Source organism: Streptomyces humi, from assembly GCF_001005085.2.
In the GTDB taxonomy this organism is placed as follows: domain Bacteria; phylum Actinomycetota; class Actinomycetes; order Streptomycetales; family Streptomycetaceae; genus Streptomyces; species Streptomyces humi.
On the sequence record NZ_LBMU02000025.1, the window covers coordinates 38,418 to 58,245 of the forward strand.

The 19,828-nt window shown below is 69.2% G+C and carries 17 protein-coding genes; 5 read left to right on the forward strand and 12 right to left on the reverse strand.

From position 1 onward, the window contains the following. Both AAW13_RS11470 and AAW13_RS11475 read left to right on the forward strand, forming a co-directional pair. Positions 1–3,468, forward strand: a complete 3,468-nt coding sequence (locus AAW13_RS11470; protein WP_052768518.1) for a type ISP restriction/modification enzyme — start codon at positions 1–3, stop codon at positions 3,466–3,468. A 131-nt stretch (positions 3,469–3,599) separates the two neighbouring features. After that, positions 3,600–4,118, forward strand: a complete 519-nt coding sequence (locus AAW13_RS11475) for a DUF4760 domain-containing protein (protein ID WP_046728714.1) — start codon at positions 3,600–3,602, stop codon at positions 4,116–4,118. Positions 4,119–4,560: 442 nt separating this feature from the next. Here the strand turns inward: AAW13_RS11475 and AAW13_RS11480 are convergent, their stop codons facing one another. Together AAW13_RS11480 and AAW13_RS11485 are read right to left on the reverse strand one after the other, a co-directional pair. Further along, on the reverse strand, positions 4,561–5,889 hold the full coding sequence (locus tag AAW13_RS11480; protein WP_046728713.1) for a class I SAM-dependent RNA methyltransferase: 1,329 nt from the start codon (positions 5,887–5,889) through the stop codon (positions 4,561–4,563). Positions 5,890–6,019: 130 nt separating this feature from the next. Beyond that, positions 6,020–8,068, reverse strand: coding sequence for an APC family permease (locus AAW13_RS11485; RefSeq protein WP_046728712.1), 2,049 nt, complete (start codon positions 8,066–8,068; stop codon positions 6,020–6,022). 363 nt (positions 8,069–8,431) lie between these two features. Here AAW13_RS11485 and AAW13_RS11490 point away from each other — a divergent pair, with 363 nt between their 5' ends. Together AAW13_RS11490 and AAW13_RS11495 are read left to right on the forward strand one after the other, a co-directional pair. Beyond that, positions 8,432–9,103: a potassium channel family protein gene (locus tag AAW13_RS11490; RefSeq protein WP_046728711.1), complete on the forward strand. Its 672-nt coding sequence runs from the start codon at positions 8,432–8,434 to the stop codon at positions 9,101–9,103. Continuing rightward, entirely contained in the window at positions 9,103–9,774 is a 672-nt protein-coding gene (locus AAW13_RS11495; protein ID WP_046728710.1) for a potassium channel family protein, read from the forward strand. The genes AAW13_RS11490 and AAW13_RS11495 overlap by 1 nt, the downstream gene beginning before the upstream one ends. 57 nt (positions 9,775–9,831) lie before the next feature. On the opposite strand, the gene AAW13_RS11500 is transcribed toward AAW13_RS11495, so the two are convergent. From AAW13_RS11500 to AAW13_RS11535, 8 genes are all read right to left on the reverse strand, one after another. Further along, positions 9,832–10,587: a DUF3159 domain-containing protein gene (locus AAW13_RS11500; protein WP_046728709.1), complete on the reverse strand. Its 756-nt coding sequence runs from the start codon at positions 10,585–10,587 to the stop codon at positions 9,832–9,834. Between the two features lie 3 nt (positions 10,588–10,590). After that, on the reverse strand, positions 10,591–10,989 hold the full coding sequence (locus AAW13_RS11505; protein ID WP_071659509.1) for an OB-fold nucleic acid binding domain-containing protein: 399 nt from the start codon (positions 10,987–10,989) through the stop codon (positions 10,591–10,593). A 44-nt stretch (positions 10,990–11,033) separates the two neighbouring features. Next, a complete protein-coding gene (locus AAW13_RS11510; protein ID WP_046728707.1) occupies positions 11,034–11,720 on the reverse strand; it encodes a response regulator in 687 nt (228 codons plus the stop codon). Beyond that, positions 11,717–14,293: a sensor histidine kinase gene (locus tag AAW13_RS11515; protein ID WP_046728706.1), complete on the reverse strand. Its 2,577-nt coding sequence runs from the start codon at positions 14,291–14,293 to the stop codon at positions 11,717–11,719. The genes AAW13_RS11510 and AAW13_RS11515 overlap by 4 nt, the downstream gene beginning before the upstream one ends. Before the next feature lie 151 nt (positions 14,294–14,444). Then, positions 14,445–15,611, reverse strand: a complete 1,167-nt coding sequence (locus AAW13_RS11520; RefSeq protein WP_046728705.1) for an alginate lyase family protein — start codon at positions 15,609–15,611, stop codon at positions 14,445–14,447. 167 nt (positions 15,612–15,778) lie between these two features. Next, a complete protein-coding gene (locus tag AAW13_RS11525) occupies positions 15,779–16,540 on the reverse strand; it encodes a DUF3710 domain-containing protein (RefSeq protein WP_046728704.1) in 762 nt (253 codons plus the stop codon). Position 16,541: 1 nt separating this feature from the next. Next, entirely contained in the window at positions 16,542–17,093 is a 552-nt protein-coding gene (gene dut / locus AAW13_RS11530; protein WP_046728703.1) for a dUTP diphosphatase, read from the reverse strand. Beyond that, a complete protein-coding gene (locus AAW13_RS11535; RefSeq protein ID WP_046728702.1) occupies positions 17,090–17,674 on the reverse strand; it encodes a PaaI family thioesterase in 585 nt (194 codons plus the stop codon). The genes dut and AAW13_RS11535 overlap by 4 nt, the downstream gene beginning before the upstream one ends. 58 nt (positions 17,675–17,732) lie before the next feature. On the opposite strand from AAW13_RS11535, the gene AAW13_RS11540 reads away from it, so the two are divergent. Continuing rightward, positions 17,733–18,224 (forward strand): DUF3093 domain-containing protein, encoded by a 492-nt coding sequence (locus AAW13_RS11540; RefSeq protein WP_046728701.1) that lies wholly within the window; start codon positions 17,733–17,735, stop codon positions 18,222–18,224. A 53-nt stretch (positions 18,225–18,277) separates the two neighbouring features. On the opposite strand, the gene AAW13_RS11545 is transcribed toward AAW13_RS11540, so the two are convergent. Both AAW13_RS11545 and AAW13_RS11550 read right to left on the reverse strand, forming a co-directional pair. Beyond that, positions 18,278–19,195, reverse strand: coding sequence for a hypothetical protein (locus AAW13_RS11545; RefSeq protein WP_206306194.1), 918 nt, complete (start codon positions 19,193–19,195; stop codon positions 18,278–18,280). 13 nt (positions 19,196–19,208) lie between these two features. Next, a complete protein-coding gene (locus AAW13_RS11550) occupies positions 19,209–19,505 on the reverse strand; it encodes a DUF4193 domain-containing protein (RefSeq protein WP_005481602.1) in 297 nt (98 codons plus the stop codon). Positions 19,506–19,828: the final 323 nt, after the last annotated feature.

Below are 19,828 nucleotides of genomic sequence, written 5' to 3' on the forward strand. Positions count from 1 at the left end.
ATGCAGCGCAAGGACCGGTTCCGGAGGATCGTCAGCGAGTTCGGTGCGACGTGTAAGCAGGCGTTGCTGCATGGGCAGAAGGAAGCCGCGATCCGCCGAGCGGTAGAAACCCTTCTCGTCGACGCAGCAGGGGTGTTAGGGCTGCAAGCGGTCCTACACGCTGAGGTGGCCATCGCCGCGCATCGGATACGCCCTGACCTTGCGGTGCGGATTGGAAAGTTGCCGCGCAACATCGTCGGCTATGTCGAGCTGAAGAGCCCCGACAAGAGCGTGATCCATCCCGGCGGTCTGAACCAGCGTGACCGCCGTCAATGGGAAGGCATGGCGAAACTGCCCAACCTGATCTACACGAACGGTCAGACATGGATCATGTACCGCTCCGGTCGGCAGTACGGCGACACCATCCACTTCGAGGGGGATCTGCGCAGCGCCGGCTCCCGCCTACGGTTACCGACCGCCAGTGAGACCGCCTTCGAGGCCATGCTCGTCGCGTTCTTCGGCTGGCAGCCCAAGCCGCTCACGTCGATGCGGGAGGTGGTCGCCCATGTCGCCCCGCTGTGCGCGCTTCTGCGTGATGCTGTTCACGACCGCCTCGATGCCGAAGCGAGCCTCCCACGCCACCAGCGTCCGTTCACCGATCTGGCCTCCACGCTTGAGGTTGACCTCTTCCCGACCACCGATGACCGGGACAAACGGGCGACCTTCGCTGACCGCTACGCACAGTCCGTCACCTTCGCTCTCCTGCTGGCCGGTTCCGACAACTCTGGCCGCAGCGACAAGGCATTGGTCGGTATGAGCCTGCACGAGGTAGGCCGACGCCTCGGGGCTGAGCACTCCGTCATGGGCCGCGCCTTGCAGATCCTCACCGACCAGGTCGAGGGAGAATTCCGCGACAGTCTGGACATGCTCGTCCGCGTCATTGACGCCATCGACTGGAGAAGTTCCCTCGCCGACGAACCCGGTTTCCACGTCCATCTCTACGAGCACTTCTTGCAGGAGTACGACGCCGACCTGCGCAAGGACTCCGGTACCTACTACACCCCTGCCCCGCTGGTGACGGAGATGATCCGCCTTGTTGACGAGGTGCTGGCCAACACATTGGATTGCCCGGATGGCTTCGCCGACCCTGGTGTGTCCATCATCGACCCATCGATGGGAACCGGCACCTTCCTGACCGGCATCATCGACCTCGTCGCCCGCAAACAGTCCGAGGGCGGCAACGAAGGTTTCCGCGCCGAATCCGTGCAAGAACTCGCCAGTCGGTTGATCGGGTTCGAGAAGCAGATGGGCGCCTTTGCCGTCGCTCAGATGCGCGTGGGGCAGATGCTGCGGCACCTCAATGCCCGTGTCCGGTTGCGTGATATGCGCCTGCACCTGGCCGACACTCTCGCCGATCCATGGCGGCCCAGTGAACTCTTCGAGCGCTACGGCGCCTTGTGGGGGCCTTTACGTGACGATGCCGAGGCGGCAAGCACCATCCAGCGCAACGAGCGCATCACCGTCGTCATCGGCAACCCTCCCCACCGCGAACAGGCAGAAGGTCAGGGCGGATGGATCGAGAAGGGCTCACCGGGCCGCGGTGCCCCGCCCCTGGACGACTTCCGACTGCGCGGTGCAGCAGGCGTGTACGAAAACAAACTGAAGAGCCTGTGCACCTACTTCTGGCGATGGGCCACCCACAAAGTCTTCGACCAGCACGGCGATCACCGCCACGGGGTCGTCTGCTTCGTCAGCACCGGCGGATTCATTCGCGGCGCCGGCTTCCAAGGCATGCGCTCCTACCTGCGGCGCACCTGCACCGAAGGCTGGGTCATCGACCTCACACCCGAAACCAAGAGACCTCCGCTCAACAGCCGTTTCTTCCCTGGTGTCCAGCAGGAATTAGCCATCGCCATCTTCGTCCGCCGCCAAGGCGAGCGATGCGAGGACCTGGCTCCCGTCCATTACACAGCCGTCCACGGCACCCGCCGATACAAAGAACAGCAACTGCAGGATCTCCACATCGGCGGACCCGGTTGGCACACCTCCCGCCCTGCCGAGTCCGCCCCATTCACACCCGGTTCCAGCAGCGGCTGGGACAGTTTTCCCGCCCTCACCGACCTCATGCCCTGGTACAAACCCGGGATCACGACCAACCGGAACTGGGTCATCAGCCCGTCCAAAACAATCTTGCGTCGACGCTGGGACCGCCTCATCCAAGAACGCGACTCCACCACGAAGCAGGCACTGTTCAAAGAGACCCGAGACCGCACTCTGGACAAAAAAGCCCGCCACATCCCCGGCCATCCCCATCCGCCAACCCTCCTCCGGGACGAACGCGGCCCATGTCCTAAACCAGAACGCATCGCCCGCAGGGCCTTGGACCGCCAGTGGCTTATACCCGACGGCCGTGTCATCGACTTCTCACGCCCCGACCTATGGCGCGCGGCCGTCGACGGCCAGGTCTTCGTCGTCGAACAGCACACCCAACGCCTGCAGACCGGTCCAGCACTGCTATTTACGGCCCTCATCCCCGACGTGGACTACTTCAAAGGCAACGGTGGACGTGCCCTCCCGCTCCTGCACGCCGACCGGGTCCCCAACATCACGCCGGGCCTGCAAAACCACCTCGCCAACTCCTACGGCATCCAGGAAGTCCTGCCTGAAGACCTCCTGGCCTACATCGCCGCCGTCACCGCCCACCCAGCCTTCACCGAACGCTACGCAGACGACCTCAACTCCCCAGGCGTGCGGATCCCCCTCACAGCCGACGGAGCCCTATGGCACGACGCGATCCGCCTGGGGCGCCACATCCTGTGGGCCTCCACTTTCGGCACACGCTGCATCAACCCTGGCGACGACCGCCCAGCAGGCACAACAACCAACTGGTGGAGACCCATACACCCTGAGATCAAGTACGCCCGGGAAGTCGGGGCCGACGTGCTCCCCTCCACCGTCAGCTACGACAGCGAACACGAGCACCTAATCATCGAGGGAGGCATCTTCACCGGTGTCACTCCACGCATGCGCAACTACACGACGGGCGGACGCAACGTACTGGACAGCTGGCTCGCCTACCGCAGCGATCGCACTGCTGGCAAAGTAACCAGTCATCTCGACCGCGAGCGCCCTGAGCGCTGGGAACCCGATTGGAGCCGGGAACTCGTCGAAATCCTTGCCGTACTCAGGCATCTCACCGCCGTGGAACCTCAGCAGGAAGAGCTCCTCAGCCGCATCGTCGCCGCCCCCTTGATCGACGTCGCTGAACTCACCCGCCGCCACATCCTCCCGGTGCCCGAGCGCGCCCAGCACGCTCGCACCGGCCCGGACCATGAATTCCTGCCTGGCATGGAGACAGTCGATGGCCAACCGCCAGGCCCCGTCGACCCCCTATCTCTCCCGAACGACCCCGCGGATACCACGCAGCCCAAGCCGCACTCACCCGTGCACCCCGGGCCACGCGCTCGACGGCGTCGCGGCCCGGCCTGATTGATTGCGCTAGTAGCCAGTACCACACCACATCCACAACGGTTCCCTCGCCAGAGGCTGCATCGCGTTCTTCGATCGGCCTCAACGCGACACGGATAGGGACCGGGAATACAACAGCTGTTAACGGAGGCATGTTGGAGATCGCAGCCCTCGTGGTGTCGCTGGTAGCGCTCGCAGTGACCGGGGCCGTCTCATTTCGACAACTGCGGCTGACCGAGCATGCCAACACGCTGCCCGTACTTGTGGATCTCTTCCGCGAGCATCGAAGCGTGCGGCTGGCACAGGCACGGCAGGTCGTGCACGAACAGCTGTCTGCCTATGACCTGTCAGCCGGACTGGCTGGGCTACCCGAGGATGATCGGCATCTGGTCCGTGAACTGGCCTGGTTCTACGACAATCTCGGGGCTCTGGTCGCCCACGGGGTGGTGGACATCGAACCCGTCTCCGGATACCTCGGTGGGTCGGTGATCTCGGTCTGGGAGAGCTTGCAACCGCTGGTGCAGGCCGAGCGTGCGAAGAGGGCGCGGAACGCCATGCCGGATCCGAACCGCTGGCAGGAGTACTTCGAGAACCTGTACCACCTCGTCCGCGAGACTCCTGCGGACCGAGCTCGCGCAGGAACGCATCTGTGGCGGCTTCCGCAACACTGAGCATCGACGGATGCAACCGGTGATGGCTGGCCAAACGCTCCACTCTGCGAGGGCACATCCAGGGCACATGAGCCTGGGAAACGGCGTTGACCCGTGAGAACTACCGAGAGGAGTTTTCCCAGGTCAACGCACTTTCCCCTGCGAAACCCCAGGTCAGCACCCTCCCGCCCCCAATCGCTGCACGAGTGGCAGGACTTCAGTCACCGACTGCCCGAGTGGTGCATCAGCCGATTCCCCCAGCTGTCCCCACCTCTGCGGGACGGATGCTCCTCAGCCACTACCAGCGCCCTGACCAGGACCTCGACGCTCCTGACACCCCATCAGAACGAGCGTCAAATGAGCGTCAAGATACCTCGGAGAGCGTCATTTCAGCGTCAGGATATCGCCCGTAACGCCCACACCGCACATAGCGCACATAGCGCACACCACCCGAACCCGCAGGTCAGGCGCCCTTCCCGGCCGGTTCAAGGATCGCCACGCACTCCACGTGATGCGTCATCGGGAACAGGTCGAACGCCCGCAGTGTGCGTACCCGGTAGCCGCCGTCCCGGAAGTACGCCAGGTCGCGGGCCAGGGCCGCCGGGTCGCAGGCCACGTAGGCGATGCGGCGGGCGCCGAGGGACGACAGGTGTTCCACCGTCTTGCGGCCCGCGCCCGCGCGGGGCGGGTCGAGGACGATCAGATCGACCTCGGTGATGCCGGTGCGCGGGAGGACCGACTCGACCTTGCCCTGCTCCACGCGGACCCGCGGGAAGTCGGCGAGGTTGTGGCGCGCGTCCTCGACGGCGCGCTTGCCGGACTCGATGCCCAGCACCGCGCCCTTCTCGCCGAGCCGGTCGGCGAGGGCACCGGCGAAGAGACCCACGCCGCAGTAGAGGTCGAGGGCCATCTCGCCCTTGCGCGGCAGGAGGCCCTGCATGACCGCGGTGACCAGGGTGTCCGCGGCCTTCGGGTGGACCTGCCAGAAGCCGCCGCTGCCGACCCGGTGAGTACGCCCGTCGGCACGCTCGCGCACGAACGCGCGGCCGTGGACGCGGTGGATTCCGCCGTCGTGTTCGTCGACCCGCATGACCGAGACCGGCCGGTCGAGTTCCACGAGGGGGAGGCGGGCGCCGGGGCGGGGCTCCAGGATCACCATGCGGTCCTGGGAGCCGGTCGCGGCGATCGCGTCGACCGAGACCATGCCCGACCAGTCGCGCTCCTCGATGCCCAGTTCGCTGACGCCCGGCGCCGCGATCATGCAGTGCTCGATCGGCTCCACCTCGTGCGAGCGGTGCCGGCGCAGTCCCGCGTTGCCGTCGGCGTCGACGGCGTACTGCACCCGGGTCCGCCACTGCGGCACCTCACCGGCGGGCAGCTTGTCGCCCTCGGCCGGCATGACGGTGCCGTCCCAGCCGACGTCCTCGGGCGTGAGGCCCGCGAGCCGGTGCAGCTGCTCGGCGATCACCTCGCCCTTGAGGCGGCGCTGGGCCCCCGGCTTGGCGTGCTGCCAGTCGCAGCCGCCGCAGCGGCCGGGACCGGCGTAGGGGCAGGGTGCCGCGACCCGGTCCTTGGACGCGTCCACGATCTCGACCGCGTCGGCGCGCAGGAAGCGGGCCCCCTCCTCGCCCTCGGTCACCCTGGCCACGACCCGCTCGCCGGGCAGCGTGTGCCGGACGAACAGGACCTGGCCCTCGGCGGTGCGGGCGATGCAGTGCCCGCCGTGCGCGACCGGGCCGACCTCGACCTCGTACTCCGTCCCCACCAGCGATTTCCTCGGTTCTGCCTGCATGGCGGGGTGACTCCAGATCGGGGGGAGGGAAACGGCCCGGGCACGGACCGACGACAGCCCACCAGTCTACGTGCTCCGGCGAACCCCTGGTTACTGCCGCTGCGCTCCTCAGTTACTGCCGCTGCGCTCCTCAGTTACTGCCGCTGTGCTCCTTGGCCCGCTGTTCCGCCGGACCACGCCGTACCGAACCCGGCGCGTTCCACTCCTGCCGCTTGCGGGCCCGCTTCTTCGCCGCCTCGGAGGACGCCAGCTGGTAGGGCACGGAGGTCACCATCACGCCCGGCGTGAACAGCAGCCGGCCCTTCAGCCGCAGCGCGCTCTGGTTGTGCAGGATGTGCTCGTACCAGTGGCCGACGACGTACTCCGGGATGATCACGGACACCGCGTCCCGCGGCGACTGGGCGCGCAGACCCTTGACGTACTCGATGATCGGGCGGGTGATCTCGCGGTACGGCGAGTCGAGGACCTTCAGCGGCACGTCTATGCCGCGCCGCTCCCACTCCTCGCGCAGCGCCTTCGTCTCGGCCGGGTCGACGTTGACGGTGAGCGCCTCCAGGGTGTCCGAGCGCATCAGCCTGGCGTAGGCGAGGGCCCGCAGGGTGGGACGGTGGATCTTGGAGATCAGGACGACCGAGTGCACGCGGGACGGCCGTACCAGGTCGTCGTCGGGCTCCTGGGGGGCCGAGATCTCCTCGGAGACCCGGTCGTAGTGCTTACGGATCGCGGTCATCGTGGCGTAGAAGATGCACATGCCGAGCAGCGCCACCCAGGCGCCGTGGGTGAACTTCGTGACCAGGACGACGACCAGCACCAGGCCGGTGAAGAAGGCGCCGAAGGCGTTGATCGCGCGGGAGCGCATCATGTGGCTGCGCTTGGCCTGGTCCTTCTCCACCGCGAGGTGACGGTTCCAGTGCCGGACCATGCCGGTCTGGCTGAGCGTGAAGGACACGAACACGCCGACGATGTACAGCTGGATCAGGCGCGTCGAGTCGGCGCCGTAGATGACCACCAGCAGGGCGGCGGCGCCGGCGAGCAGCACGATGCCGTTGGAGAAGGCGAGGCGGTCACCGCGGGTGTGCAGCTGGCGCGGCAGGTAGCGGTCCTGGGCGAGGATCGACCCGAGCAGCGGGAAACCGTTGTACGCGGTGTTGGCGGCCAGGAAGAGGACGAGGGCGGTGGCGGCGGCGAGCAGCACGAACAGGAAGCTGCCCTTGCCGAAGACGGCCTCGGCGACCTGGGAGATCACCGGGTTCTGGACGTAGCCGGAGCCGATCGGGACACCGTTGCGGAGCAGGTCGGTCGCCGGGTTCTCGGCCATGCGGACCTTGGTGGTCATGGCCAGCACGATGATCCCGCAGAACATCGTGACGGCGAGCAGACCCATCATGGCGAGCGTGGTCGCCGCGTTCTTCGACTTCGGCTTGCGGAACGCGGGGACGCCGTTGGAGATGGCCTCGACGCCGGTGAGGGCGGCGCAGCCGGAGGAGAAGGCGCGCAGCAGGAGGAAGACCAGTGCGAAGCCGGCGAGCCCCTGGTGCTCCGCCTTGATGTGGTAGGCCGCGGTCGGGGCGCGCATCGCGTCGCCCAGCACCAGACCCCGGAAGGCGCCCCACGCGATCATGATGAAGACGCCGCCGACGAACACGTACGTCGGGATCGCGAAGAGCTTGCCGGACTCCTTCACACCGCGCAGGTTCATCAGGGTGAGCAGCACGATCACGGTGACCGCGCAGAACACCTTGTGCTCGACGACGAAGGGGACCGCGGAGCCGAGGTTCTCGATGCCGGAGGCGATGGAGACGGCGACGGTCAGGACGTAGTCGACGAGCAGCGCGCTGGCGACGGTGAGGCCCGCTTTGGGGCCGAGGTTGGTGGTGGCGACCTCGTAGTCACCGCCGCCGCTCGGGTAGGCGTGCACGTTCTGCCGGTAGGAGGCGACCACCGTGAACATCAGCACGACGACCGCGACGGCGATCCAGGGGCTGAAGTGGTACGCCGACACGCCCGCGATGGACAGGACCAGCAGGACCTCCCCCGGCGCGTAGGCGACGGAGGACAGCGGGTCGGAAGCGAAGACGGGGAGTGCGATGCGCTTCGGCAGGAGCGTTTCACCCAGCCGGTCGCTGCGCAGCGCCCGCCCGATCAGGATCCGTTTGGGCACGTCGGTCAGTTTGGACACGAGAGAGGATCGTAGGCCTTCCACCTGGCAGGTCTCCAGCCGCAGTACCGGATCTGCCTCACGGGTGAAAAAGGAGGCGCATGGAACTGCGGATTCCGCAGCCTACGCCCGTTCCGTGCCTAGATGGCAGACCCCGCCCGTCATCGCACTTCGGAGGTCTTATGCCCGCTACCGCTGAGCTGATCGGCGCCGCGGTGGCGCTCGTCGGCCTCGGAATCCTCACCGCCTGGAGCGTGCGCAGCATCACTCGGCGATGAGCGCGGCACAGGGGTGCCCGGCCGGGACGGTGCGTGTGTAGCTTGGGCCTCGGTCTGAGACCCTGATGTGGCTGAGCAGTAACTTTTGGACACCGGAAGGACGGTCGTGCACATCGTCATCATGGGCTGCGGCAGAGTGGGTTCCGCTCTCGCCCAGACCCTGGAGCAACAGGGGCACACGGTCGCCGTGATCGACCAGGACCCCACCGCCTTCCGCAGGCTGGGCCCGGGGTTCGGCGGTCGCCGGGTCACCGGGGTCGGCTTCGACCAGGACACCCTGCGTGAAGCGGGCATCGAGGAGGCCGGTGCCTTCGCGGCCGTCTCCAGCGGCGACAACTCGAACATCATCTCCGCGCGGGTGGCCCGCGAGATGTTCGGCGTGGAGAACGTCGCGGCCCGGATCTACGACCCCCGCCGCGCCGAGGTCTACCAGCGCCTCGGTATCCCGACCGTCGCCACGGTCCGCTGGACCGCCGACCAGATGCTGCGCCGGCTGCTGCCCTCGGGGGCGGAGCCGCTGTGGCGCGACCCCACCGGCGGGGTCCAGCTCGCCGAGGTGCACGCCTCCCCGAAGTGGGTCGGGCACAAGATCAGCAAGTTGCAGGAGGAGACCGGGGTCCGGGTGGCGTTCCTGACCCGGCTCGGCGAGGCCATGCTGCCCACCTCGCAGACGGTGTTGCAGGAGGGCGATCTGGTGCACGTGATGATGCGGACGGACGACGTCGACAAGGTCGAGGCCGCCTTCGCCGAGGGTCCGGACGAGGAGGGCGGTCACTGATGAGGGTCGCCATTGCCGGGGCCGGCGCCGTCGGCCGCTCCATCGCGGGCGAGCTGCTGGAGAACGGCCACGAGGTCCTGCTGATCGACAAGGCCCCGACCGCCATCTCGGTGGAGCGGGTCCCGCAGGCGGAGTGGCTGCTGGCCGACGCCTGCGAGATCACCTCGCTGGACGAGGCGGCGCTACAGCGCTGCAACGTCGTGATCGCCGCGACGGGCGACGACAAGGTGAACCTGGTCGTCTCGCTCCTCGCGAAGACGGAGTACGGCGTTCCGCGCGTCGTCGCCCGGGTGAACAACCCGAAGAACGAGTGGCTGTTCAACGAGGCCTGGGGCGTGGACGTCGCCGTCTCCACCCCGCGTCTGATGTCGGCCCTGGTCGAGGAGGCGGTGAGCGTCGGCGACCTGGTCCGGCTGCTGCGCTTCAGCCACGGCGACGCCAACCTCGTCGAGCTGACCCTCCCCGAGGAGTCGGCGCTGGCCGGCACCCAGGTCGGTGACGTGGCGTGGCCGGAGGACACCTCGCTGGTCACCATCATCCGCGGCACCCGGGTGCTCACCCCCTCCCGGGAGGACTCCCTGGAGGCGGGCGACGAACTCCTCTTCGTGGCCGCGCAGGCCCGCGAGGAGCAGCTGGAGGACCTGCTGTCGGTCCGGCGCGAGGACAGCTGACGCAGACGGGAGAAGGGCGCCCTCCGCAGACGGAGGGCGCCCTTCTCCCGTGTCCGGCTACTTGCGGTGGCGTCCGCCGGTGGGCTCGCCCTGTTCCGCGGCGAGCGCGGCCTTGCGCTCCTCCTCGGCCTTCTCCTCCGCCTCCATCTCCGCGAAGACGTCGATCGGCGCCGGCGCCTTCGCCAGGAAGACCCAGGTCAGCCAGACGGCGAGCAGGAACGGCGGGATCTTCAACGCGACCAGGACCCAGCCGAGTTGGGCGGTGTTCGCCCACCAGTACAGCGGGAAGAGGATCGCGCACTTGGCGAGCAGGATCAGGCCCCACGCCCAGCTGGCCTTGGCGTACGCCTTCTTGCGGCCCGGGTTGCGGGTGCGCCAGGAGAGGTTCTCCTTGAAGACCGGGCCGAGGATCAGGCCGATCAGCGGGACCCCGCACAGGGTGGTGACGATGTACGCCAGCGCCAGGCCCAGCGTGTAGAGCATGCCGGGCAGGTAGAAGTCCTTGGCGTTGCCGGTCATCATCGCGAAGACGACACCGAAGGCGACCCCGAAGACACCGCTGAAGGCGTGCTTGACGGTGTCCCTCATGGCGAGCCGCACCACGACCAGCACCACGGAGACCGCGAGAGCGGCGATCGCCGACCAGTGCAGGTCCTTGTTGATGGTGAAGATCGTGACGAACAGCAGGCCGGGCAGGACCGTCTCGACCATGCCGCGTACCCCGCCGAAGGCCTCGAACAGCGCGGCCTCGGTCACGGCCCGCGCGTCGGCCTCCGTCTGCGTGTCTTCGGTCGGCTTGTCGAGCGACGTCACCGGCTACTCCCTACCGAGGGGTCTCAGTTCGTACTTGGGATTGAACAGCACCCGGCGGCCCCGGCTCAGCGAGATCCGGCCCGATGCGATCAGCCTGCGCCCCGGTTCTATGCCGACGATGGAGCGCCTGCCGAGCCACACCACGTCCAGTGCGGCCGAGCCGTCGAACAGTTCGGCCTCCAGAGCGGGGACTCCGGCGCGCGGCCGCAGGGTGACCGTGCGCAAGGTACCAGTAACGGTGACGATCTGCCGGTCCTGACAGTCACCGATCCGGGTGCAGCCCGCCGTGTCGGCGTCCTCGCGCAGCTCCTCCGACTCCAGGTCCTCCTGCGACGAGGAGAGCCGGTCGAGCATGCGCCGGAACCGGCCGGCCGGCTTTTCGGGACGAGGAACAGCACTCATGTCTGAAAGCGTACCGGGGCCGGATGACACCGCCGAAGTCCAGCTCACTTCTCGAACCGGTAGCCCATCCCCGGTTCCGTGATGAAGTGCTTCGGGTGGGAGGGGTCCGCCTCCAGCTTCCTGCGCAGCTGGGCCATGTACACCCGCAGGTAGTTGGTCTCCGTCCCGTACGACGGCCCCCACACCTCCTGGAGCAGCTGCTTCTGGCTGACCAGCCGGCCGGTGTTGCGGACCAGCACCTCCAGCAGGTGCCACTCGGTCGGGGTGAGCCGGACGTCCCGGCCGGCCCGGTTGACCTTCTTCGCGGCCAGGTCGACGGTGAACCCCTCGGTCTCCACCAGGACGTCGTCCTCGCCGCCCCCGTCGACCGGCTCGGCGCGCCGGACGGCGGCCCGCAGGCGGGCCAGCAGCTCGTCCATGCCGAAGGGCTTGGTGACGTAGTCGTCGGCGCCCGCGTCGAGCGCCTCGACCTTCTCGTCGGAGGAGTGGCGGGCCGACAGGACCAGGATCGGCACCCGGGTCCAGCCGCGCAGCCCTCTGATCACCTCGACGCCGTCCATGTCGGGCAGGCCGAGGTCGAGGACGACCACGTCGGGGTGGCGGGAGGCGGCCAGTTCGAGGGCGGTACGGCCGTCGGGGGCCGCGTCGACCTCGTACTTGCGGGCCTTCAGGTTGATCACGAGGGCGCGCACGATCTGCGGCTCGTCGTCGACCACGAGCACACGGGTCATGAGGCCTGCCTTTCCGGTTCTGCCACGGCTGCCGCCGCTTCGTCCGCCGCTTCCGCCACCGCTTCCGCCGCGGTGACCGATCCTGCCGCGCGGAGGCTGAGGACCATGGTCAGCCCGCCGCCGGGCGTGTCCTCGGCGTTGAGGGTGCCGCCCATCGCCTCGGCGAAGCCCCGGGCGACCGCGAGTCCGAGTCCGACCCCGGCACCGCGCGGAGCGTCACCGTAACGCTGGAAGGGCTCGAATATGCGCTCCTTGGCGTCGTCGGGCACGCCGGGCCCGCGGTCCACGATGCGCACCTCCACGCGGTCCGCGATGGGACTGGCGGAGACGAGCACAGGCCGGTCGTACGGGCTGTACTTGACGGCGTTCTCGACCAGGTTGGCCACCGACCGCTCCAGGAGCCCGGCGTCGGCCTCGACCATCGGCAGGCTCTCCGGCACGTCCAGGTCCACGCTGCCCTCGGGTACGCCGACCAGCGCCATCGGGACCACCTCGTCGAGGTCGATCTCGCGGACGATCGGGGTGACCGTGCCGGTCTGTAGCCGGGACATGTCGAGCAGGTTGCCGACGAGGTGGTCGAGCCGGTCGGCGCCCTCCTCGATGCCTTCGAGGAGTTCCGCCTGGTCCTCCTCGGACCAGGCCACGTCGTCGGAGCGGAGCGAGGTGACCGCCGCCTTGATCCCGGCGAGGGGCGTGCGCAGGTCGTGGCTGACGGCGGCCAGCAGCGCGGTGCGGATCCGGTTGCCCTCGGCGAGCGCCCGGGCCTGCTCGGCCTCCTCCTGGAGCCGCCTGCGGTCCAGTACGACGGCGGCCTGGGCGGCGAAGGCGGCGAGCACCCTGCGGTCCTCGGCGGGCAGCACCCGGCCGGTCAGCGCGAGGGCCATGTGGTCGCCGACGGGCATGTCGACGTCGGCCTGCTCGGGCTTCTCCAGCGCGGGTCCGAAGCCGGCCCGCCCGGCGCAGGTCCAGGGCTCGACGTCGCCCGCCCGCTCCAGCAGCGCCGCGGACTCCATGCCGAAGGTCTCCCGGACCCGTTCGAGGAGTTCCTCCAGGCTGGTCTCGCCGCGCAGCACGTTGCCGGCGAGGAAGGAGAGGATCTCGGACTCGGCGCGCAGCCGGGCCGCCTGGTGGGTGCGGCGGGCGGCGAGGTCCACGACCGAGGCGACGGACAGCGCGACCCCGAAGAAGATCACGATGGCGACGATGTTCTTCGGGTCGGCGACGGTCAGCCGGTGCAGGGGCGGGGTGTAGAAGTAGTTCAGCAGCAGCGAGCCGAAGGCCGCCGAGGCCAGCGCCGGGAAGAGCCCGCCGAGCAGCGCGGCCGCGACCGTGAGGGTCAGGAACAGCAGCATGTCGTTGGCGAGGCCGAGGTCGACGGTGTTCAGCAGCACCGCCATGACGGCCGGCCCGGCCAGGCCGACGATCCAGCCGGAGATGATCCGGCCGCGGCCGAGCCGCGCGCCCCGGGCCACCGGCAGCCCGCGCCCCTTGCCGGCCTCGCCGTGGGTGACGATGTGGACGTCCAGGTCGGGCCCGGACTCGCGGGCCACGGTGGCGCCGACGCCGGGTCCGAGGACGTACTGCCAGGCCTTGCGGCGCGAGGAGCCGAGGACTATCTGGGTGGCGTTGACCCCGCGCGCGAAGTCGAGGAGGGCCGCGGGGATGTCCTCGCCGACCACGTGGTGGAAGGTGCCGCCGAGGTCCTCGACGAGGGTGCGCTGGACGGCGAGTTCCTTCGGGGAGGCCGAGGTCAGGCCGTCGCTGCGGGAGATGTAGACGGCCAGCACCTCGCCGCCGGCGCCCTTCTCGGCGAGCCGGGCGGCCCGTCGTATCAGCGTGCGCCCCTCGGGGCCGCCGGTGAGGCCGACGACGATCCGCTCCCGCGAGCCCCAGATCGCCGACACCCGGTGCTCGCTGCGGTACTGCTTCAGGTACTCGTCGGCCCGGTCGGCGACCCACAGCAGCGCCAGTTCGCGCAGGGCGGTGAGGTTGCCGGGCCGGAAGTAGTTGGACAGGGCCGCGTCGACCTTGTCCGGCTGGTAGATGTTGCCGTGCGCCATGCGCCGGCGCAGCGCCTGGGGCGACATGTCGACCAGTTCGATCTGCTCCGCGCGCCGTACCACCTCGTCGGGCACGGTCTCGCGCTGGCGCACGCCGGTGATGGACTCGACGACGTCGCCGAGGGACTCCAGGTGCTGGATGTTGACGGTCGAGACGACGTCGATCCCGGCGGCCAGCAGTTCCTCGACGTCCTGCCAGCGCTTGGCGTTGCGGGAGCCGGGGACGTTGGTGTGGGCGAGTTCGTCCACCAGCGCGACGGCGGGGGCGCGGCTCAGTACGGCGTCGACGTCCATCTCGGTGAAGGCGGCGCCCCGGTACTCGAGTTCCCGGCGCGGCACCTGCTCCAGGCCGTGCAGCATCACCTCGGTGCGCGGCCGCTCGTGGTGCTCGACGAAGGCGACCACGCAGTCGGTGCCGCGCTCCGCGCGCCGGTGCGCCTCGGAGAGCATGGCGTAGGTCTTGCCCACGCCCGGTGCCGCACCGAGATAGATCCGAAGCCTGCCGCGTGCCATGGTCCCATTGTCTTCCCGTGACTGCCGCCTACGCAGCGTCGACCTTACGGCCAACCATCGCGGTGAACGGGACGGAGGGCGGGAGGGCGGGCATCTTTGACGCAACCCTGATGGGCGCCGGTGTGCGGGTCCGGCGCCCCGGTGCGGCGGCTCAGCTGGGGTTGTCGCCGTGCGTGAGGGTCTCCCAGGCGACGAAGAGGTTGTTGGTGCCCGCGGGGCGGTTGTTCTGGGTGAGCGTCTGGGTGTTGGTCATGGCGATGCCGAGCCGGTTGTGGAGGGCGTTGTAGCCGACCTCGGTGACGGGGCCGAGGCCGAGGTTCAGGGAGCCGCCGCAGAGCCAGCTGGGGACGGCGGTGCCCAGCTGGTACTTGGCCTGGAAGCCGAGCGCCTGGCGCAGCCGCTCACCGACGTCCGTGCCGTAGAGGTCCTCGCCCTGGATGCGGCTGGTCTCGGCGATGTGCGAGATCGAGGAGATGCCGTACCCGGTGTGCGTGAAGTCCCGGCAGGTCTCCTGGGTGAGGCCGGTGACGAAGGTGGACTGGCCCTGCCAGTAGGAGACGATCTTGGCGGTGGTGTCGAGGTTCTGGCTGGGCACGGTCTTCGGCACCGACCCGTCGGAGGCCAGGTAGACGTAGGCGGCCGCGCGGGTGCGGAACCTGGCCATGGCCGTGTCGTACGACGTCTTGTCCTCCAGGAAGACGGAGATGCCCACGGCGGCCTCCGTCATCGTCAGCTCCCAGTTGCCGTTGGAGTTGGAGCCCTTGATGACCACCGGCAGATAGACGTTGCGGAGCATGGTGGCGAAGCGGGCCTGGTTGGCCCAGGTGCCGGTGTACGTGTACTTGATGATCTCGGCTGCCTTGGGCCAGGAGGAGCCGGCCCAGCCGGTCTGGAGCGGCGCGTTGCTGTTGGTGTGGCTGGTGATGGTGGACGACCAGGCGTCCATGATCTGGATGGCCTTCTGGGCGTACCGGGCGTCCTTGGTGATGTACCAGGCGAGGGCGTCGGTGTAGGCGGCGATCGCGTCCTCGCGCTCGTCGGTGCAGCCGTAGTTCGGGTTCGAGTACGACCCGCACTCCACCGTCGCCCGGGGCGCGGGCGTGCGGTTCAGGTCGGCGTACTTGCTGGCCATCATCTGGTCGTAGGCCGCCTTCCAGGGCTGGGCGCCGGCCAGCACCTCGGTGCGGGCGAAGTCCAGCTGGGCCCTGGAGACGGTGACTCCGGGGTGCACGAAGGTGCTGGGGGCGGCCTGGGCGGGCCAGGACAGGAAGGCGGCGACGAGGGCGACGACCGCCGCGAGGAGTGGGGTTCTGCGCATGCGTGAAGGCCTTCCGTTCTCGTATGTGAACGCAAAGCGCCTTTATGAACAGGCGCGTTGGGCCGAGACGGTAGGTACAGACCAATGTGCCGTCAAGGGGTCACGCACACGAAAGGGCCGCACCCCCTGTGCGGGGTACGGCCCTTGCCGCTTGCGACGTCCGCCGGTTACCGGACCTCGGTGATCTCCGGTCCGCGCTGGAGCTGGCCCATGCCGCCGGAGAAACGCGAGGACTCCTCCTGCTGGACGCCCTCGGGGACCATCTGCGCGTCGTTCGGGAGCTTCAGGACGATCGGGTCCCGGGGAGCCATCGGGCCCTCGCCGCGGACCACGACGGTGTCCCGGAAGATCTGCTCCAGGAGCCCGGCGGCCTGCGGCTGCACAGCTCCCTGCCCGGAGATCACACCGCGCAGGAACCAGCGCGGCCCGTCCACACCCACGAACCGCACGACCTGGAAGCCGCCGGTGCCGTCCGGCAGCTGCACCGGCACTTGGGCCCGCAGCTCCCAGCCCAGCGGACCCTCGACCTCGTCGACGATGCCGCCCTGCTGGGTGATGCCGGAGCCGATCTCCTCGCGCACCTCGCTCCAGATGCCCTCGCGCTTGGGCGCGGCGAAGGCCTGGAGCTGGACGGCGCTGTCGCGCAGGACGACGGTCGCCGCGACGATCGCGTCACCCGCGACCTCGACCCGGAGCTCCATACCGTCCACGCCGGGCACGAACAGACCGCCGAGGTCCACCCGGCCCTCGCCGGGCTCGCGCACCTCGGTGGCGTCCCACGGCCCGTCGGGCCGGGGCTCCGGCTCCAGGCGCACGCGCTCGCGCTCGCCCTCTTCCTCGTCCGCCTCGGTGTCGACGCTGTCGACGACCTGCTCGGCCTCGCCGGCCGCGTCCTCGGCGGCACCCTTCTTGTTGCGACGTCCGAACACGTCACTGTCCTTCCCGGTCGGATACGACCGAAGCGTATCGATTCCCACCCGTCCGACCGCCCTCGGCGGCCTGACCGTTTGTGCCGCTCACGTCGCCCACCGCGGCATGACCGCCGGTGGACCCGAAGCCCCCCTCGGCCCGCACAGATCCGGGAAGTTCCGCGACCTCCTGGAAGCGGACCCTCTCGACCTGCTGGACGACCAGTTGGGCAATCCGGTCGAAGCGCTCGAACCGCACGGCCTCGCGCGGGTCGAGATTCACCACGATCACCTTGATCTCCCCACGGTACCCGCCATCAATCGTCCCCGGGGCATTCACGAGGGCCACACCGCACCGGGCGGCGAGCCCCGAACGCGGGTGCACGAAGGCCGCGTACCCGTCCGGGAGGGCGATCGACACCCCCGTGGGCAGTACGGCCCGTTCTCCCGGCTCCAGCTCGCACGCCTCGGTGGTGCGCAGATCGGCGCCCGCGTCACCGGGGTGCTCGTACGCCGGAAGCGGTACCTCGGGGTCGACGCGGCGGAGCAGCACGTTCAGGGGGGCGGGGCTCACGGGTTCACCTCGAAGGCGCGGGCGCGCCTGGTCCGGTCCGGGTCGCTCATGGCGGCCTGGATCTCTTCCTTGCGGCCGTTCTCGGTGAAGTGCTCCACCGGCACCTCGATGAAGAGGGCGTCCGCGCGGACGGCGACGGGGCCCTCCGGGCCGTCCACACGGCCGGTGGCGGTCGAGTAGATCTTCCGGCCGGCCACGGCGACCACCTCGGCCGCCAGGTGGAGCGTGGTGCCCACGGGCACCGGCCGCACGAAGTCCGTCTCCAGCCGTCCGGTGACGGCGATCTTCCGCAGCAGCCAGTTCAGCGAGCCGAGCGTCTCGTCCAGGGCGGTGGCGAGCACCCCGCCGTGCGCGAGGCCCGGAGCGCCCTGGTGGGCGGGGCGCACGGTGAACTCCGCAGTGAGGGAGAGCCCCTCGCCGGCCCGTGCCTCCAGGTGCAGCCCGTGCGTCTGCCCGTGACCGCAGCCGAAACAGTGTTCGTAGTGTGCGCCGATGACCTCGCCGGGCGCGGGCGCATCGGGGTGCCGCTCCGGTTTCCGGGCACTGGCAGGAGGCTGAAGAGCTGCGGAACTACCACTCACAGCCGCAGACCTTACCCGCGCGTCCGGTGAATCCGGACACCGTGCCAAGCTAGGTTCCATGCAGCTCTCCGCCACCCCGTACGAAGAACGCCTCACCGCGCCCCGGTCGTGGTGGTTCATCAGCTTCCTGGTCGGCGTCTCGTTCGCCCTGATCCTGCTGCCCTTCGGCACCCTGCCGGCGCTCGGCGGCCTGGCCGGCGGCACGGCGGCGGCAGCGGTGGTGGCCAGCTCGTACGGCTCCCAGCGGATCCGCCTGGTGGGCGACTCGCTGATCGCGGGCGAGGCGAAGATCCCGGTGTCGGCGCTGGGCGAGTCGCACGTCATGGACCCCGAGGAGGCGCGCGCCTGGCGCACGTACAAGGCCGACGTACGCGCGTTCCTGCTGCTGCGCGCCTACATCCCCACGGCCCTGCGCGTGGAGGTCACCGACCCGCAGGACCCGACGCCGTACCTGTACCTGTCGACGCGGCAGCCGGAGGCCCTGGCGGCGGCGATCGAGGAGGCCCGGACCGCGGGGACGACCGGGACCGCGCGGACGGCACAGGCGTAGCGCGCCGGGGGGCGGCCGGTCAGGCGCTCAGGCGCCGGGGGGCCGTCAGGCGCTCAGGCGCCGAAGTCCTCCGGCAGTTGGGCGATCGGCAGCGGCTCGGCCGGCTTCTCCAGCGGCGGCAGCTCCGGCAGGTCCTCCCACGACACCTGGATCTTTCTCAGGTCCTTGCGGATGCGCTCCGCGAGCTTCCTGGTGTCCCGGCGGTTCATGACCGCGCCCACCGCGGCGCCGACCATGAACGGCATCAGGTTGGGCAGGTCCCGGACCATCCGCTTCATGATCTGCTGGCGCAGCTCGCGCTTCATCTGCCCGCCGAGGGCGTTGTTGATCGACGCCGGCTTCATCACGTCGATCCCGCGCTCCCCCGACCAGGAGGACAGATACGCGGTACTGCGGGCCTTCACGTTCCCCGGCGGCCGCACGCCGTACACCTCGTGGAGCTCGGCGATCAGCTTGAGCTCGATCGCCGCCACCCCGGTGATCTCCGCGGCCAGCTCGGTCGGCATGGCCGGCGGCACGGGCAGCATCGCCGCCGCGCCGACCCCGGCTCCGACCGCCGAGGTCGCGCCCGCGGCGCCCGCCACCAGTTTGTCGGCGAGCTGCTCGGGCCCGAGGCCCGGGAACTGCCGACGCAGGGTCGCGAGGTCACGTACGGGGACACGCGGGGCGATCTCGATGATCCGGTCCGCCAGGTACGCCAGCCCGGCTTTCGCCCGGCTGCCGCCCTTACGGGCCCCTTCCCGGGCCATCTGCACGGCCTTGCCGCCGATGGCCGCCGCCCGTCGTCTGGCGACGGGCGCGGGTTCGTCCGCCGGCGCCGGGAGGTCACCCCGGTCGGCCGCCGGTTCGAGCGAGGCTCCCGGATCGGGCGAGCCTCGCTCGATGTCACGCGCGCGCGGGCCGTCGGACGGCCCTGAGTCCGCTCCCCGCAGGGGGAAACGGCGCTTCCGAGGTGGGGTCGAGCCAGTCATGCCCGACCCGCCCTCAGTCGCAGTCGCGGCAGATCGGCTGACCGTTCTTCTCCCGGGCCAGCTGGCTGCGGTGGTGCACCAGGAAGCAGCTCATGCAGGTGAACTCGTCCTGCTGCTTGGGCAGCACCCGGACGGCCAGTTCCTCGTTCGAGAGGTCTGCACCGGGCAGCTCAAGGCCTTCCGCGGCTTCGAACTCGTCGACGTCCACTGCGGACGTGGACTTGTCGTTCCGCCGGGCCTTCAGCTCTTCAAGGCTGTCCGAGTCGACGTCGTCGTCGGTCTTGCGTGGAGTGTCGTAATCGGTTGCCATGTCGCTCTCCCCCTCTGGGTGTCTGCGGTGTCTCCAGCGCACGTAACGCGTGAGAGGCCGGACTTGTGCCCGACCCGAGGCGGAGATTTTGCCTCACATCAAGGTCTGTTACTCAATCGACACCCAACCGGACCCCTCAAGAGTGATCAGGTTGAATGGCGATGGGGACCGTACACGGTCCTGACGAGACACCTCAAAGGCGCCTCACCCTGTACTTCCCGTGATCAAGACCCCTGAAAACAGGGATTTTCCCGCCTTTATTCCCCTGACCATGATCACGGAGAGTAGATGGCCGGAAATCCGCCGTTGTGATCGATCACACA

Excerpts from the sequence above, each read along its gene's own strand:
- AAW13_RS11495 (WP_046728710.1), top strand. The coding sequence starts at position 9,103 with ATGAGGGTCGCCATTGCCGGGGCCGGCGCCGTCGGCCGCTCCATCGCG.
- AAW13_RS11515 (WP_046728706.1), bottom strand. The coding sequence starts at position 14,293 with ATGGCACGCGGCAGGCTTCGGATCTATCTCGGTGCGGCACCGGGCGTG.
- AAW13_RS11510 (WP_046728707.1), bottom strand. The coding sequence starts at position 11,720 with ATGACCCGTGTGCTCGTGGTCGACGACGAGCCGCAGATCGTGCGCGCC.
- AAW13_RS11550 (WP_005481602.1), bottom strand. The coding sequence starts at position 19,505 with ATGGCAACCGATTACGACACTCCACGCAAGACCGACGACGACGTCGAC.
- AAW13_RS11545 (WP_206306194.1), bottom strand. The coding sequence starts at position 19,195 with ATGACTGGCTCGACCCCACCTCGGAAGCGCCGTTTCCCCCTGCGGGGA.
- AAW13_RS11540 (WP_046728701.1), top strand. The coding sequence starts at position 17,733 with ATGCAGCTCTCCGCCACCCCGTACGAAGAACGCCTCACCGCGCCCCGG.
- AAW13_RS11475 (WP_046728714.1), top strand. The coding sequence starts at position 3,600 with ATGTTGGAGATCGCAGCCCTCGTGGTGTCGCTGGTAGCGCTCGCAGTG.
- AAW13_RS11480 (WP_046728713.1), bottom strand. The coding sequence starts at position 5,889 with ATGCAGGCAGAACCGAGGAAATCGCTGGTGGGGACGGAGTACGAGGTC.
- AAW13_RS11470 (WP_052768518.1), top strand. The coding sequence starts at position 1 with ATGCAGCGCAAGGACCGGTTCCGGAGGATCGTCAGCGAGTTCGGTGCG.
- AAW13_RS11505 (WP_071659509.1), bottom strand. The coding sequence starts at position 10,989 with ATGAGTGCTGTTCCTCGTCCCGAAAAGCCGGCCGGCCGGTTCCGGCGC.
- AAW13_RS11520 (WP_046728705.1), bottom strand. The coding sequence starts at position 15,611 with ATGCGCAGAACCCCACTCCTCGCGGCGGTCGTCGCCCTCGTCGCCGCC.